This window comes from Pantoea latae (assembly GCF_002077695.1).
GTDB classification, from domain to species: Bacteria; Pseudomonadota; Gammaproteobacteria; order Enterobacterales; family Enterobacteriaceae; genus Pantoea; species Pantoea latae.
The window spans coordinates 95,257-108,057 of record NZ_MWUE01000027.1; the positions used below are offsets into that span (position 1 = coordinate 95,257).

General features: G+C 61.7%; 16 protein-coding genes. 6 read left to right on the top strand and 10 right to left on the bottom strand.

Features of this window, described 5'->3' with window-relative positions:
- Positions 1 to 144 precede the first annotated feature (144 nt).
- Positions 145 to 1,599: a sugar porter family MFS transporter gene (locus B2J69_RS18405; RefSeq protein WP_081141081.1), complete on the top strand. Its 1,455-nt coding sequence runs from the start codon at positions 145 to 147 to the stop codon at positions 1,597 to 1,599.
- 97 nt (positions 1,600 to 1,696) lie between these two features.
- Positions 1,697 to 1,954, top strand: coding sequence for a hypothetical protein (locus tag B2J69_RS18410; protein ID WP_081141082.1), 258 nt, complete (start codon positions 1,697 to 1,699; stop codon positions 1,952 to 1,954).
- A 27-nt stretch (positions 1,955 to 1,981) separates the two neighbouring features.
- Here B2J69_RS18410 and B2J69_RS18415 read toward each other — a convergent pair whose 3' ends face one another.
- A complete protein-coding gene (locus B2J69_RS18415) occupies positions 1,982 to 2,269 on the bottom strand; it encodes a hypothetical protein (protein ID WP_081141083.1) in 288 nt (95 codons plus the stop codon).
- A 53-nt stretch (positions 2,270 to 2,322) separates the two neighbouring features.
- Positions 2,323 to 3,087 carry an SDR family NAD(P)-dependent oxidoreductase gene (locus B2J69_RS18420; protein WP_081141084.1) on the bottom strand — a complete coding sequence of 255 codons (765 nt, stop codon included), beginning with the start codon at positions 3,085 to 3,087 and terminating at the stop codon, positions 2,323 to 2,325.
- A 151-nt stretch (positions 3,088 to 3,238) separates the two neighbouring features.
- On the opposite strand from B2J69_RS18420, the gene B2J69_RS18425 reads away from it, so the two are divergent.
- Together B2J69_RS18425 and B2J69_RS18430 are read left to right on the top strand one after the other, a co-directional pair.
- Positions 3,239 to 4,426 carry an FAD-dependent oxidoreductase gene (locus B2J69_RS18425; RefSeq protein ID WP_081141085.1) on the top strand — a complete coding sequence of 396 codons (1,188 nt, stop codon included), beginning with the start codon at positions 3,239 to 3,241 and terminating at the stop codon, positions 4,424 to 4,426.
- Between the two features lie 65 nt (positions 4,427 to 4,491).
- A complete protein-coding gene (locus tag B2J69_RS18430; RefSeq protein ID WP_081141086.1) occupies positions 4,492 to 5,772 on the top strand; it encodes an MFS transporter in 1,281 nt (426 codons plus the stop codon).
- A 6-nt stretch (positions 5,773 to 5,778) separates the two neighbouring features.
- Here the strand turns inward: B2J69_RS18430 and B2J69_RS18435 are convergent, their stop codons facing one another.
- Together B2J69_RS18435 and B2J69_RS18440 are read right to left on the bottom strand one after the other, a co-directional pair.
- Positions 5,779 to 6,129: a DUF3147 family protein gene (locus B2J69_RS18435; protein ID WP_081141087.1), complete on the bottom strand. Its 351-nt coding sequence runs from the start codon at positions 6,127 to 6,129 to the stop codon at positions 5,779 to 5,781.
- A 19-nt stretch (positions 6,130 to 6,148) separates the two neighbouring features.
- Positions 6,149 to 6,424, bottom strand: coding sequence for a metal/formaldehyde-sensitive transcriptional repressor (locus B2J69_RS18440; RefSeq protein WP_081141088.1), 276 nt, complete (start codon positions 6,422 to 6,424; stop codon positions 6,149 to 6,151).
- A 102-nt stretch (positions 6,425 to 6,526) separates the two neighbouring features.
- Between B2J69_RS18440 and B2J69_RS18445 the strand changes: the two genes are divergently transcribed.
- Positions 6,527 to 6,709 (top strand): DUF1289 domain-containing protein, encoded by a 183-nt coding sequence (locus B2J69_RS18445; RefSeq protein ID WP_081141089.1) that lies wholly within the window; start codon positions 6,527 to 6,529, stop codon positions 6,707 to 6,709.
- Between the two features lie 68 nt (positions 6,710 to 6,777).
- Here the strand turns inward: B2J69_RS18445 and B2J69_RS18450 are convergent, their stop codons facing one another.
- From B2J69_RS18450 to gabP, 5 genes are all read right to left on the bottom strand, one after another.
- Complete coding sequence (locus tag B2J69_RS18450; protein ID WP_081141090.1) at positions 6,778 to 7,026, bottom strand: DUF883 family protein; 249 nt, start codon at positions 7,024 to 7,026, stop codon at positions 6,778 to 6,780.
- 89 nt (positions 7,027 to 7,115) lie between these two features.
- The gene (locus B2J69_RS24210; protein ID WP_167376588.1) at positions 7,116 to 7,280 is read right to left on the bottom strand and encodes a hypothetical protein; all 165 of its coding nucleotides are present in this window, start codon (positions 7,278 to 7,280) and stop codon (positions 7,116 to 7,118) included.
- Between the two features lie 36 nt (positions 7,281 to 7,316).
- Positions 7,317 to 8,006: a YetF domain-containing protein gene (locus B2J69_RS18455; RefSeq protein ID WP_081141091.1), complete on the bottom strand. Its 690-nt coding sequence runs from the start codon at positions 8,004 to 8,006 to the stop codon at positions 7,317 to 7,319.
- 55 nt (positions 8,007 to 8,061) lie between these two features.
- Positions 8,062 to 8,745 carry a haloacid dehalogenase type II gene (locus B2J69_RS18460; protein ID WP_081141092.1) on the bottom strand — a complete coding sequence of 228 codons (684 nt, stop codon included), beginning with the start codon at positions 8,743 to 8,745 and terminating at the stop codon, positions 8,062 to 8,064.
- A 116-nt stretch (positions 8,746 to 8,861) separates the two neighbouring features.
- On the bottom strand, positions 8,862 to 10,277 hold the full coding sequence (gene gabP / locus B2J69_RS18465) for a GABA permease (protein WP_167376590.1): 1,416 nt from the start codon (positions 10,275 to 10,277) through the stop codon (positions 8,862 to 8,864).
- 272 nt (positions 10,278 to 10,549) lie between these two features.
- Between gabP and pdxR the strand changes: the two genes are divergently transcribed.
- Positions 10,550 to 12,034 (top strand): MocR-like pyridoxine biosynthesis transcription factor PdxR, encoded by a 1,485-nt coding sequence (gene pdxR / locus B2J69_RS18470; RefSeq protein WP_201789482.1) that lies wholly within the window; start codon positions 10,550 to 10,552, stop codon positions 12,032 to 12,034.
- A gap of 64 nt (positions 12,035 to 12,098) precedes the next feature.
- Here the strand turns inward: pdxR and B2J69_RS18475 are convergent, their stop codons facing one another.
- Entirely contained in the window at positions 12,099 to 12,542 is a 444-nt protein-coding gene (locus B2J69_RS18475) for a TOBE domain-containing protein (protein WP_081141094.1), read from the bottom strand.
- Positions 12,543 to 12,801: the final 259 nt, after the last annotated feature.

The window sequence follows — 12,801 nt, forward strand, 5'->3', positions numbered from 1 at the left end:
AGGCCGCGCGGCGGGCATTATCGCGCCCGCCGGAAATTTAGGTGACCTCCGTCACAAATCCAAAAGTGCATCTATACTTGTTACTCTTGCCTGAGTTGGTGGAATTGTGCGCAAATTCAGGATGTTAAACCTCATGGAGTGACTGTGGATCAGACTAAACCTGAATCAACCGATAACGGCGCGCCGTCGGCCGATACCGTTCGCCAGCGGCTCTTTTTTGTCGTGCTGGTGGCAACCATGGGCGCGCTCGCCTTTGGCTACGACACCGGCATAATTTCCGGCGCGCTGCCCTATATGACGCTGCCGCCCGATCAGGGCGGCCTCAATCTCTCGCCGTTCACCGAAGGGCTGGTGACCTCTTCGCTGATCTTCGGCGCCGCGGTCGGTGCGTTTCTCAGCGGCTACGTCTCCGATCGCTTCGGCCGCCGTATTACCCTGCGCAGCCTGGCGCTGGTGTTTGTCGCGGGCGCCATCGGCACCGCCGTGGCACCCAACGTTGAGATCATGATCGCCATGCGCCTGCTGCTCGGCATTGCGGTAGGCGGCGGATCCTCCACCGTGCCGGTGTTTATCGCCGAGATCGCCGGTCCGCGCCATCGCGCGCCGCTGGTGAGCCGCAACGAGCTGATGATCGTCTCAGGCCAGCTGCTCGCCTACGTGGTCAGCGCCCTGATGAGCTACCTGCTGCACGATCCGAAAATGTGGCGCTATATGCTGGCGCTGGCGATGATCCCCGGCGCGCTGCTGTTTATCGGCACCTTCTTCGTGCCGGCTTCACCGCACTGGCTGGTGGCGGAAGGGCGCGTCAAAGAGGCGATGCGCATCATGAAAAGGCTGCGCGAAACCCCGCGCGAGGTGCGTAAAGAGATGGCGGCGATGCGCAAACAGGCGCGCGAGGCGGAGCGCGGCCCGTCAGCCGGCGAGCTACTGCGCGAGAAGTGGGTGGTGCGCCTGCTGCTGCTGGGCGCCGGTATGGGCATCGTGATCCAGTTCACCGGCGTCAATGCCTTTATGTACTACACGCCGATTATCCTGAAAACCACCGGCATGGGCACCAGCGCCTCGATCGCCGCCACCATCGGCAACGGCGTGGTCTCGGTGCTGGCGGTGATGGCGGGCATTCGCGCGGTTGGCCGCTTCGGCCGCCGTCCGATGCTGATCACCGGCCTTTGCGTGGTGATCGCCGCGCAGCTGGCGCTCGGGTCGGTGCTGGTATTTATGCCGCAGAACCTGACGCAGAGCCTGCTGGCGCTCGCCTGCATTATGCTGTTCCTGTTCTTTATGCAGATGTGCATTTCGCCGGTCTACTGGCTGCTGATGTCAGAGCTGTTCCCGATGCAGGTGCGCGGCGTGCTGACCGGCGCGGCGGTCTCTTTCCAGTGGATCTGCAACGCGGCGGTCGCCTTTGCCTTCCCGCCGCTGCTGGCGCTGGCCGGCAACAGCACCTTCTTTATCTTCGCGGCGATCAACGTGGCGTCGCTGGCGTTTGTCATCCTTATGCTGCCGGAAACGCGCGGCAAATCGCTGGAGCAGATCGAAACCCTGATGCGCGAGCGCTTCGGCGAAGCGGATAAAACCGCGACAGGCGACGCGGCGTAACGGCCGGCTGCGGATTATCTCGCTGATAATCCGCAGCTATCACACCAAATACTATTACCGTCTGGCGGCCAGCGTCCGGCCCGGGAATAATCGCAGCATGGCTACTTATCGAATCAAAGTGGGATTTCATAATCCCTCCGCGCTGACCTTCCGGGAGCTGGATCTGATTCTGGCTGAAGCGTCATTCCGCGCCGCGCAGTCACAGCGCGCCGGCGTTCGTTATTTCACGGAGTATGAATATGAGTCAGAGGGCGATCTCTGTTCGGTGTGCGCGCTGGCCTACAGCCACGCCTGTAAGGTGAGGAAGTGTCCGCTGGTGCTGGTGGAGATGCAGAAGGCTGAGGCGGGCGTCTGAAGCCAGGCGACGCCGCGCCCCAGCGGCTTACAGCAGTTCGTCGGCCTGAATCGGCTGCGCCTGCCAGCGCTCGACCGCCTGTTTGACTTCATCTTCGCTGGGGTTCTCTTCCGTCGCCACGTTATAGCGTTTGCCGTCCACGGCGATCACCGTTACCGGCAGCACGTAGCGCTGCAGCTCGGCGCGGTTCGGCGAGGTGCTGCTCTCGGTCTCTTCCGGCGCTTTGATCTCGACTTCTACTTCCACTTGGCCGGCTTCGAAGCTTTTTACTTCGCCATGATAGCCTGCGCCGAAAATCAGATAATCCTGGTTCATATTCTCTCCTGAGCCTGAGCGGCATCGCACCATGCCATGCCGCCCGGGGCGCGTTATGCCTGTTTTGGCTGGCCGTTGGAGGCGGTGATGCCGCCGTCGACCGGCAGATTGACGCCGGTGATATAGCGCGCGTCGTCGCTGGCGATAAACAGTATGGCGCTGGCGATGTCGTCCGGCTGACCGGCGCGGCGCAGCGGAATGCGGTCGTAGAAGCGTTCCAGCAGCGCCTCGTCATCCTTCATATCTTCCGTCAGATCGGTCAGCGTAAAGCCGGGACAGATAGAATTGACGCGCACGCCGTCGGCGCCGTAGTCCATCGCCAGCGAGCGGGTGAAATTGGTGACCGCGCCTTTCGCCGCGTTATAGACGCTCATGCCCCAGTCGCCGCCGAGGCCGGAGACCGACGAGATATTGACCACGTTGCCCTGGGTTTTCAGCAGGTCGGGCATAAAGTGGTGGATGCAGAAGTAGACGCCGTCCAGATCGACCTGCATCAGCTTGCGCCAGTCGTCCGGCTGCACCTCGTGAATGCGGCCCTGCACCACGCTGCCCGCGTTATTGATCAGCACGTCGACGCGCCCATATTTTTCGGCGACGCGATCGCGCAGCGCCTTGACCTGGTCAACGTTCGCGACGTCGCACGGCGCTACCAGATGATCGCCTGTCGCCAGCTGGGACAGGGTTTTCTGCAGCTTTTCCTCGGTTCTGCCGACCAGCACCACCGCCGCGCCTTCACGGGAAAACTGTAGCGCCGTGGCCTGACCAATACCCGATCCCGCCCCGGTGACAACGACGACTTTTCCAGTAAATCTCGACATGCTCTCTCCTTATTGTGGGGGTATTAACATTACCCTTAAGCCTGGCAGCCAGACGGGATCGTTCAAGCCAGACGGCAATATCCCTGCAACTGCTCTGTACTTTATGGCTGACAGCTGGCCTACACTGTGTGGCGATAACCGAGGAGCCACTATGTCACAACACACGCTTTCCGCTGACTGCTGCATCGTCGGCGGCGGCCCGGCGGGGCTGATGACCGCATATCTGCTGGCGCGCGCGGGCCTGCAGGTGGTGGTCATTGAAAAACACGCCGATTTCCTGCGCGATTTTCGCGGCGACACCATTCACCCCTCGACGCTGGAGGTGATGCACCATCTTGGCCTGCTGGAGAAGCTGCTGGCGCTGCCGCATCAGCGCGCGGAGACGCTGAAGGCGGAGATGGGCGGCGAAGAGGTGACGATGGCGGACTTCTCGCGGCTGCCGGTGCGCTGCCGCTTTATCGCCTTTATGCCGCAGTGGGACTTTCTGAACTTTCTGGCGGGCGAATGCGCCGCCTTTCCCGGCTTTACGCTGCTGACCTCGACCGCGCTCAGCGAGCTAATCGTCGAACAGGATCGGGTGTGCGGCGTCACAGCATTGCGCGACGGCGAGCCGCTGACCATCCGCGCTCAGCTGGTGATCGGCGCGGACGGACGCCATTCGGCGGTCAGGGCGCAGGCGGGGCTGACCAGCCGGTCGTTTGGCGCGCCGCGCGACGTCATCTGGTTCCGTCTCGACAAGCAGCCGGACGATCCCGTGATGGGCAGCGGCCATGCCGGGCCGCGCCAGAACTTTATCGTTATCGATCGCGGCGACTACTGGCAGTGCGGCTTCACCATCGAGAAAGGGGAGTTTGAGGCGCTGCAGCGCAGCGGGCTGGCGGCGCTGAAGCAGCGCATCGCCGCTGTGGCGCCGTTCAGCGCCGCGCGGCTGGAGGCGATCGACGACTGGTCGCAGATCCGGCTGCTGCTGATTCGCATCGACCGGCTGGAGAAGTGGATGAAGCCGGGGCTGCTCTGCATTGGCGATGCGGCGCACGCGATGTCGCCCATCGGCGGGGTTGGCGTCAATCTGGCGATCCAGGACGCGGTGGCCGCCGCCAACCTGCTGACGCCGTCGCTGCGGCGCGGCAGGGTCACGCTGCGCGATCTGGCGCGGGTGCAGAAACGGCGCCAGTTTCCCACCGTCGCCACCCAGTTTTTGCAGATTAAAATGAGCCGCAAAAAGGCGGGAGGCAGCGGTAAAAACCCGATGCCGGGCATGCTGCGCAAGTGGCCGTTTTTGCGCTTTGTCTTTGGCCGCCTGCTCGGCATCGGCTTTCGCATGGAAACGCCGCGCTGAGGTGAGACGCACGGCGCGCGCCTATACTTGACCCCATTGAGCGGCCCGTTATTAAGGATACCTCTGTGGAAAACCCTCAGCTGCTGGCGCAGCGCCAGCGCCGCGCGCTGGTTGCCGGATCGGTCGGCAACTTTATCGAGTGGTACGAGTTTGCCGTCTACGGCTTTCTCGCCACGCTGATCGCCCAGAACTTTTTTCAGCTGCAGGGCGCCTCGGCGCTCAGCAGCCTGATCCTGACCTACGCCTCGTTCGCCATCGCCTTCTTTTTTCGTCCGCTCGGCGCGGTGATTTTCGGCCGCATCGGTGACCGCATCGGCCGCAAGCCGACGCTGATCGCCGTGCTGCTGCTGATGACGCTGGCGACCACGCTAATCGGGCTGGTGCCGACCAGCGCCGCGCTGGGCGTCGCCGCGCCGCTGATCCTCACCGGGCTGCGTATTCTGCAGGGCCTGTTCGCGGGCGGCGAATATGGCGGCGCGGTGTCGCTGATGACCGAGTTCGCGCCACCGGGCAGACGCGGGCTCTACGGCGCGTGGCAATCCTTTACCGTGGCGCTGGGGCTGCTGGCGGGCGCGGGCGTGGTGGCGCTGCTCTCGGCGCAGCTGAGCGGTGAGGCGATGCTGGCGTGGGGCTGGCGCGTGCCTTTTCTGCTGGCGCTGCCGCTCGGGCTGATTGCGCTCTGGCTGCGGCTGAGCATGGAGGAGACGCCGAGCTTTATGCGCCAGCGTCAGCAGCCGCGGCCGCGCGCCGACGCCGCGCAGACGGTGAAGATTATCCTGCTGGCGATCGCGCGCGTGATGCTCTGGTCGGCGGCGGGCTATACCTATTTAGTGATCATGCCGACCTATTTGCAGTCGGCGCTGCACACCGGCTTTAACCAGGCGCTGCTGATTGCGGTGATCTCTAACCTCGGCTTTGCCGCCGCCATCCTGCCTGCGGGCTGGCTCAGCGATCGCCTCGGACGCCGCTGCGTGATGCTGGTCGCCAGCGTGCTGCTGCTGCTGCTGGCGTTCCCGCTGCTAAAAATTTTGCAGGCTGAAGCGACTTCGCTGGCGGTCAGCGCGCTGGTGGTGTTTATCGCGGGCGCTCTCGTGGGGATGCTGGCGGGGCCCGGCCCGGCGATGCTGGCGGAGATGTTCCCCACCCACGTGCGCTACACCGGGCTGGGGTTGGCCTATTCGCTGTCGAATGCGCTGTTCTCTGGCTGCGCGGGGCTGATTATCACCGGCCTGATGAAGCAGACCGGCAATCTGGATATCCCCGCCTGGTATGTGATGGCGACGGCGCTGGTCACCATTCCGGCGCTGATGACGCTGGAGAAAGGCGTGGCGCAGCAGCGGCTCTAGCCGCCGCTACATCAGCGCAATGCCAAAACGCTTTAACAGCAAGGCCCACAGCGCAAAGAGCACGACGGTGAGCAGGCAGGAGAGGCCCAGCGTCGGCCAGAAGCCGGTGCGCTGGTAGAGAAACGGAAACAGAATAAACATTGGCAGCGTCGGCACCACATACCAGAAGGTGTACCAGGCGTGGGCGGCGATCTTCTCCTGCGCCTGGCCTTCGAGTTTCATCCAGATCAGTACCAGCACGGTCACCAGCGGCAGGGCCGCCAGCAGGCCGCCAAGGCGATCGCTGCGCTTCGCGGTTTCGGAAATCAGCACCACCATAAAGGCGGTGATCGCATATTTTGAGATAAGCCAGAGCATGTTTTTCTCTCAGAGGGGGCTATTTCAGGTAGGAGCGGATCACCGCGACAATCGCTTCCATATCGTCGCTGCGCGCCTGCGGCGTGGTCTCTTCATTCATCAGATGCTCGCGGATATGGCCCTCCAGCAGCTCGCTCATCAGCCCGTTAACGGCGCCGCGCACTGCTGCTACCTGCTGCAGCACCTTCAGACACTCTTCACCTGACGTCAGCGCTGTTTCCAGCGAGGCCGCCTGGCCTTTGATGCGGCGTACGCGGGTCAGCAGGCTTTTTTGGTTTTTCAGGGTATGTCCCATTCCAGATCTCCCGTTGATCGTTACTATACTGGGGTATAGTATATAGGCGTAAATTCTACGGCCTTACGGGGCGGTTTGCAACTCACTCACTGGAGGTGTGGTATGGCGGTAAAATCGCCCTGTATTGATTTATGCGTGTTTGACGGGAAAACAGGCTGGTGCGAGGGATGCGGGCGCAGCCGGGAAGAGGCACAGACGTGGCGAAAGCTGACGCCTTATCGGCAAAAAGCGATAGCGCGTGCGCTGGCAGGACGGATGACGATATTGCAGAAGGCGCAGAAGTAGCAGAAAGAGAAGGGAAGGGACGGCTGCCCCTTCCCGGCCTCTCGCGTCACGCGAGAAGGCGCGCTGGGTTATTTACGGCCCAGCAGGAAACCGATAAAGACGCCGACGCCCGCCGCCACGGCCAGACCGGCCAGCGGATTGGACTGAACCTGGTCTTTAATGCAGTCAGCCGCGTCGCGCGCAGCATAGGACGCCTGGTTGGAATAACGGCGCGCTGCGCCGCGAACGCGATGACGCGGAGAATCGGTGGCTTCGCCCCATTGCTGCTCAGCGGCACCGGCAACTTCTTTTACGGTATCTTCGATTTTTCCTGACATAGTTCGTCTCCTTTGGGTTAGCACTCACTAAAGCGTAGCAAAGCCCGACGGTTATGCTGGATGCTTACGCTTTTGTTACGTTTTTCTGCTCAGGATTGCGGCTGACCGACCGGGCCGCTGCCGCCCGGCGCGCCTGGCGGTTGTTGCCCGCTGGGCGCGTGTGGCGGCGCTGGCGCGTCATGTGGACGCGGCGCGCAGGCCGTCGCGGCGACCGCGCCCATCCCGAGTAAAAAAATCATTACCAGCTGTTTCATCTGCGTCTCCCGGTTGAATAAAAAGGGTTAATCCGTTCAGGTGCGCCGCGTTTCCAGCGCCAGCGACCAGACGTTGCGACCGCACTCCGGGCAGTCGAGCTGGTCGCCGGCGCGCAGCGGTTGCGTCAGGCCGCAGCGGTTGCAGGCGTAGCGGCCGTCATGGGGGATCAGGGTAAAGCAGGGGCGATGTTCTGCCGGCAACACCGAAAGGCCCGGCACCACATCCTCGTTTTTATAGAAGTAGAGGCTAAGCTGCCCATCCACTTCCACCAGGCCGAGGCGGATCTGACCGAGGTGCTCCGCGCCGTCCTGTCGCAGCTCCATCAGGAATTCATCCTCGGAAATATTGAGCTTGTCGAGGTTGGCCGCGACATATTTGCCATGAGAAATCAGCGTGACGACGTCGCCCTCAATCAGCTTCGACAGCGCAGGCGAGTGGGACATCGCCCAGGTGGTCAGGCGATAGAGCAGCAGCAGCACCACAAACACCATGATCACCGGCAGAACCGGCACGTCGTCATAAAAGGTCACGTCGCCGGAGGCAGAGCCCAGCGTCAGTATGATCACCACTTCAAACAGCGACAGCTGCTGTACGCCGCGTCTGCCGGAGATTTTGAGGAAAATAAACACCACGCTGTAGGCGATAAACACGCGGATGATCACTTCAAACAGAAAGGTGTAGGGCTGGTCGTTAATCAGAAACTTATGCAGGTCGAAGTCTGCCATTTTTTCTCCTGTTTGCTCGCCTGGCGGTGCGGCCTGGCTCCATTGATAAACAGACTTAGCGCAACGGTTTAATCAGCGTCGCCAGCTGGCGCAGGTCGCTGACCACATAGTCAGGCGCGGGCGCCAGCGGGTAGAGCGCCTGACCCTTGCGGGCGATAAATGCCGTGTGCATGCCCGCCCGTTTGGCGCCGCCCACATCCCAGCCGTGCGCCGCCACCATCAGCGATTGCGCGGCGGGCTGGCCCATCTCGCTCATGGCCCACTGATAGACGCGCAGATCCGGCTTGTAGCGTTGCGGCTGCTCCACGCTAAGCACCCGGCTGAAAAAGGGCCGCAGCGCGGTGGCGTCAAGCTGTTCTTCTGCCAGCGCCGCCGAGGAGTTGGTGAGCGCCACCAGGGTATAGCCCATGTTGCGCAGGGCAGAGAGGCCGTCAGCGGCGTCGGAATGGGCCGGCATCGCCGCCAGCGTCTCAGCAACCGAGCGGCCATCGTCGCGCAGGGTGATGCCGTAGCGTTCAGCCGTCATCTGCAGCACCGCTTCCGCAATCTCGCCGAAGCTGTGCCAGCTGCCGGTCGCCGACTCCACCAGCGAGTAGTGCAAAAGGGACGTAAACCAGCCTTCGGCGAGATCCGGCCGGTTGTCGAGCCGTCGCGCCAGATAAGCTTTGAGTTCTGTGGTGTCCAGCAGGGTTTCGTTAACGTCAAAGAAGATTACTGCACTGTGTTGACCGCCTGTCATCTCGCCTCCGCTCTCAAGAGTTTGTTTAAGGGTAGAAGGCGCGGTGCGTTCGCTCAACCAGGCGGGCGAGAAGAGGAGGCGCGTTAGCCATACAGGCCGTCGCGCCCCGGTGCGGGTCAGGCGTTTTCGGAGGAGCGCACGGCGTAGACGCGTGCTTTCTGCTGCTGCTGTTTTTTACGCGGCATCAGCAGGCTGGCGATGATAATCACCAGCGTCAGGGCGCCGGTCGCCAGCAGTTCGCTCTGATGCTGCGCGTTGAACAGCATGCACACCAGCACGGTAAGGATAAACAGAATGGTCAGCCAGGTGAGGCCAGGGAACAGCCACATGCGGTAGCTCAGGGTTTCGCCCGCTTTTTCGCGTTTCTTGCGCAGCACCAGATGCGAGACGGCGATCACCAGATAAACCAGCAGCGCAATGGCGCCAGAGCTTGCCAGCAAAAACTCAAACACCACGCTCGGCGCCAGATAGTTCGCCACCACCGCGACAAAGGCGGTCGCCGTTGAGAGCAGCACCGCAATCCAGGGCGTGCCGCTGCGCGTGGTGCGTGACGCCGCCGCCGGCGCATCTTTACGACGCGACAACGAGTAGAGCATGCGTGAAGAGGTATAGAGCGCTGAATTGAGACAGCTACAGACGGCGATCAACACCACCACGTCGACAATCAGTTTGGCGTGCGGGATGTTCATAGCCTGCAGCACGGTCTGGTAGGAGCCCTGTTCCCTTAGCCCAGGCGCGTTCCAGGGCACCAGCGCGACCACGAAGAAAATCGACAGCAGGTAAAACAGCGCGATACGCCAGATCACCGAATTGGTCGCCTGGGTAATCTGCTTGCCGGGGTTTTTCGATTCAGCGGCCGCGATAGTAATAATCTCGGTGCCCATAAAGGAGAACATGGTGGTCAGGATCGCCGCCATCACCTTTTCCATGCCGTTCGGCATAAACCCTTGCGTATCGTAAAGATGCTGCAAACCGCTGGTGCTGCTGTTGGGCATATAGCCGAGCACGGCGAGGCCGGCGGCGCCTAAAAACAGAATGATCGCCGTGACCTTCAGCAGCGCGAACCAGAATTCAAATTCGCCGTAGTTCTTCACGCTCAGCAGGTTGGTGGCGGTCAAAATCAGGGTGATGGCGAGGGTAAATTGCCAGATGGCCACCTGCGGGAACCACGCGTGCAGGATGGTGCCCGCCGCGTTCGCCTCCAGCGGAATAACCAGCACCCAGAACCACCAGTAAAGCCAGCCAATGGTGAAGCCCGCCCAGCGGCCCAGCGCGTGGTCGGCATAGGTAGAGAAAGAGCCGGAATCGGGCAGCGAGACTGCCATTTCCGCCAGCATACGCATAATCAGCACCACCAGCGCGCCAGCGGCGGCGTAGGCGATCAGTACCGCCGGGCCCGCTTCGGCAATGGCGTGGCCGGACCCCACAAACAGGCCGGCGCCAATCACGCCCGCAATAGAGAGCATGCGCACATGGCGCGGCTTGAGGTTTTGGGCCAGGGCATCTTCATTCGACGTCTGCATACTCGTCATCAACATGTCTCCAGAACGGTTCCCAGGGCGTTTGCGCCCAGGACGAGCAGGGGGGCAGGCGCGCCGCAGCGAGCCGGAGAGAGTAAGGCCATCAGGGCGTGATGACATACCAGGCGATCGGGTCGATGCCGATGCGGCATCAGACGTTTTTGCGCGTTCATCTTATTAACCTCGCTGATATGTTTTCTTTACAATTCACGACAAACGCGTCTATTTATGCGCGTCAGGCGCTAAGTTGCCAGAGCCAATTTCAGCAAGGAGGAGGGAGCCAATTGCAGCTGCTTTATGCCGATCACCTATTAGAACGACTACAGGGTTTACAGAGTGGTTCGTTGCAGCAGCGACTGCTGGCCTGCATTCAGGCCGCAATTATTGAGGGGGTATTTCCCCGTGGCGGGCGTCTGCCGCCCACGCGTGATATCGCACGCGAGCTGGGGGTGTCGCGCAACACCGTACTGCATGTTTATGACAGCCTGATGGCGCAGGGCTATGTGACGGCGCGTACCGGCAGCGGCACCTGGGTGGCGGAAACGCTGCCGGAAATCTGTTTGCAGAGCCAGGCCGTCGAGCTGCTCCAGCCGGCGGCCACGTCGCTACCGGCGACCCTGTCAAAACGCGGCGCGATGCTGTTAGGCCACGCCACCGCCTCTCCTTATCAGTGGGGCGCCTTCGTGCCCGGCGCGCCCGACGTCACCGAGTTTCCGCATAAGCTGTTTAGCCAGATTCAGGCCAGGCTCAATCGCGATCCCGATGTGCACCGGCTGATCTACAGCAGCGGCGGCGGCTGCCCCGATCTGCGCCACGCGCTGGCGGAGTACCTGCGCGTCGCGCGTTCGGTTAAGGCCGATGCCGATCAAATCTTGATCACCGAAGGGATCCATCAGGCGGTTGATCTGGTGAGCTGCGTGCTGGGCGATCCCGGCGACCTGGTCTGGATGGAAGAACCCGGCTACTGGGGCACGCGCAATGTGCTGCGTAAAAATGGCCTGAAAATTCGCGCCGTGCCGGTGGATGAGGAGGGGATCGTGCCCGCCTCCGGGCCGCCGCCGCGCATGGTGTTTGTCACGCCGTCGCATCAGTATCCGTTAGGCGCTCACTTGAGCCTGGCGCGGCGTAAGGCGCTGCTGGCGCTGGCGCGGCGTCACCAGAGCTGGATTATCGAGGATGATTACGACAGCGAGTTTCGCTTCTCAGGCAAGCCCTGGCCGTCGCTGCAGGGGCTGGAGGAGGACGCTCCGGTGATCTATATGGGGACGTTCAGCAAGACGCTCTATCCGGCGCTGCGCATTGGCTACATGGTGGTGCCGAAGATGCTGGCCGACCCGCTGCGCACGGCGGCGGCCGAGCTTTATCGCGGCGGTCATCTGCTGATACAGCGCGCGCTGGGCGAGTTTATTCGGCAGGGGCATTACATGGATCACATTCGCCGCATGCGCTTGCTCTATGGCCAGCGGCGTCAGTTTTTATGCCGGCTGATTGAGCGCTATCTGGGGCCCTCTTTTTTACCGCAGGCAAACCATGAGGCTGGATTACATCTGGTGCTGCGGCTGCCCGCCGGCTGTGACGATGTGGCGATTGCCGCCCAGGCGCTGAAGCGCGGCGTTAAGGTCCGCGCGCTGTCGCAGTACTATATGCATCAGCAGAGCCAGCGCGGCTTGCTGCTCGGCTACGCCTGCGTCAATGAACGGCAGTGTCAGGATGCGTTTGGCGTCCTGAAGGGCTGTTTAGCTGAGGCGGGCGTTACGGCGGCGCCGTAGCGTACGTGGCCGGCGGTGCGGCGGCGGCCTGTGCCTGCACCGCCGGCCACGCTAGAGGGAAAGTTTATGCCGAAGCGGCGGGCTGTTTTACCGCGAGCAGCACCGAAGAGGCTTTAATCAGGGCGACGACCCTTTTGCCCTCGCTGATAGCCATCTCTTCGCTGCTTTCATTAGTGATAACGGCCGTCAGGCTGACGCCGTCATCGGTCAGAAGGTGGACGGTGGCATTGACCGCGCCCTTTTCCAGCGAAGTGACCTGGCCCGCAAACTGATTGCGGGCTGAAAACAGCAGGCCGCTCTCTTCAGACGCGAGAATAATCCAGGGCGCTTTGATCAGCGCTATCACCTCTTTGCCTTGCTCCAGGCCCAGCCTGACTCGGCTGCTGCTGGTCACTACTGCAACCAGTTTTCCCCCGTTATCGAGGGTAATTTCAATTTCATCATTAACGGAGCCGGGATGAATAGCCGAAACCTGCCCATGCAGCTGATTACGAGCCGAAACTGACATGTCATTCTCCTTGAGGCGGAAAGGGGGCTGTCCCGAGAGTGTATATCACTCAGTCATGAAGCGGCAGGATGCCAAACATTATTACGCCAGTCAGCATACAGAGAATGGTACCCACCGCCCGTTTTAGGCTGATCCTTTGATTAAGCCCGTAATCAAGATCGAGAATACCGACGAGTAAGTTGAAGCCACAAGCGGGCTGAGCAGATATGCGCGAAAAGTAGGTATGGATTAAGGGATTGACAAAGCCGGGACACAAATG

Excerpts from the sequence above, each read along its gene's own strand:
- B2J69_RS18410 (WP_081141082.1), top strand. The coding sequence starts at position 1,697 with ATGGCTACTTATCGAATCAAAGTGGGATTTCATAATCCCTCCGCGCTG.
- B2J69_RS18415 (WP_081141083.1), bottom strand. The coding sequence starts at position 2,269 with ATGAACCAGGATTATCTGATTTTCGGCGCAGGCTATCATGGCGAAGTA.
- B2J69_RS18420 (WP_081141084.1), bottom strand. The coding sequence starts at position 3,087 with ATGTCGAGATTTACTGGAAAAGTCGTCGTTGTCACCGGGGCGGGATCG.
- B2J69_RS18425 (WP_081141085.1), top strand. The coding sequence starts at position 3,239 with ATGTCACAACACACGCTTTCCGCTGACTGCTGCATCGTCGGCGGCGGC.
- B2J69_RS18435 (WP_081141087.1), bottom strand. The coding sequence starts at position 6,129 with ATGCTCTGGCTTATCTCAAAATATGCGATCACCGCCTTTATGGTGGTG.
- B2J69_RS18440 (WP_081141088.1), bottom strand. The coding sequence starts at position 6,424 with ATGGGACATACCCTGAAAAACCAAAAAAGCCTGCTGACCCGCGTACGC.
- B2J69_RS18445 (WP_081141089.1), top strand. The coding sequence starts at position 6,527 with ATGGCGGTAAAATCGCCCTGTATTGATTTATGCGTGTTTGACGGGAAA.
- B2J69_RS18450 (WP_081141090.1), bottom strand. The coding sequence starts at position 7,026 with ATGTCAGGAAAAATCGAAGATACCGTAAAAGAAGTTGCCGGTGCCGCT.
- B2J69_RS24210 (WP_167376588.1), bottom strand. The coding sequence starts at position 7,280 with ATGAAACAGCTGGTAATGATTTTTTTACTCGGGATGGGCGCGGTCGCC.
- B2J69_RS18455 (WP_081141091.1), bottom strand. The coding sequence starts at position 8,006 with ATGGCAGACTTCGACCTGCATAAGTTTCTGATTAACGACCAGCCCTAC.
- B2J69_RS18460 (WP_081141092.1), bottom strand. The coding sequence starts at position 8,745 with ATGACAGGCGGTCAACACAGTGCAGTAATCTTCTTTGACGTTAACGAA.
- gabP (WP_167376590.1), bottom strand. The coding sequence starts at position 10,277 with ATGACGAGTATGCAGACGTCGAATGAAGATGCCCTGGCCCAAAACCTC.
- B2J69_RS18475 (WP_081141094.1), bottom strand. The coding sequence starts at position 12,542 with ATGTCAGTTTCGGCTCGTAATCAGCTGCATGGGCAGGTTTCGGCTATT.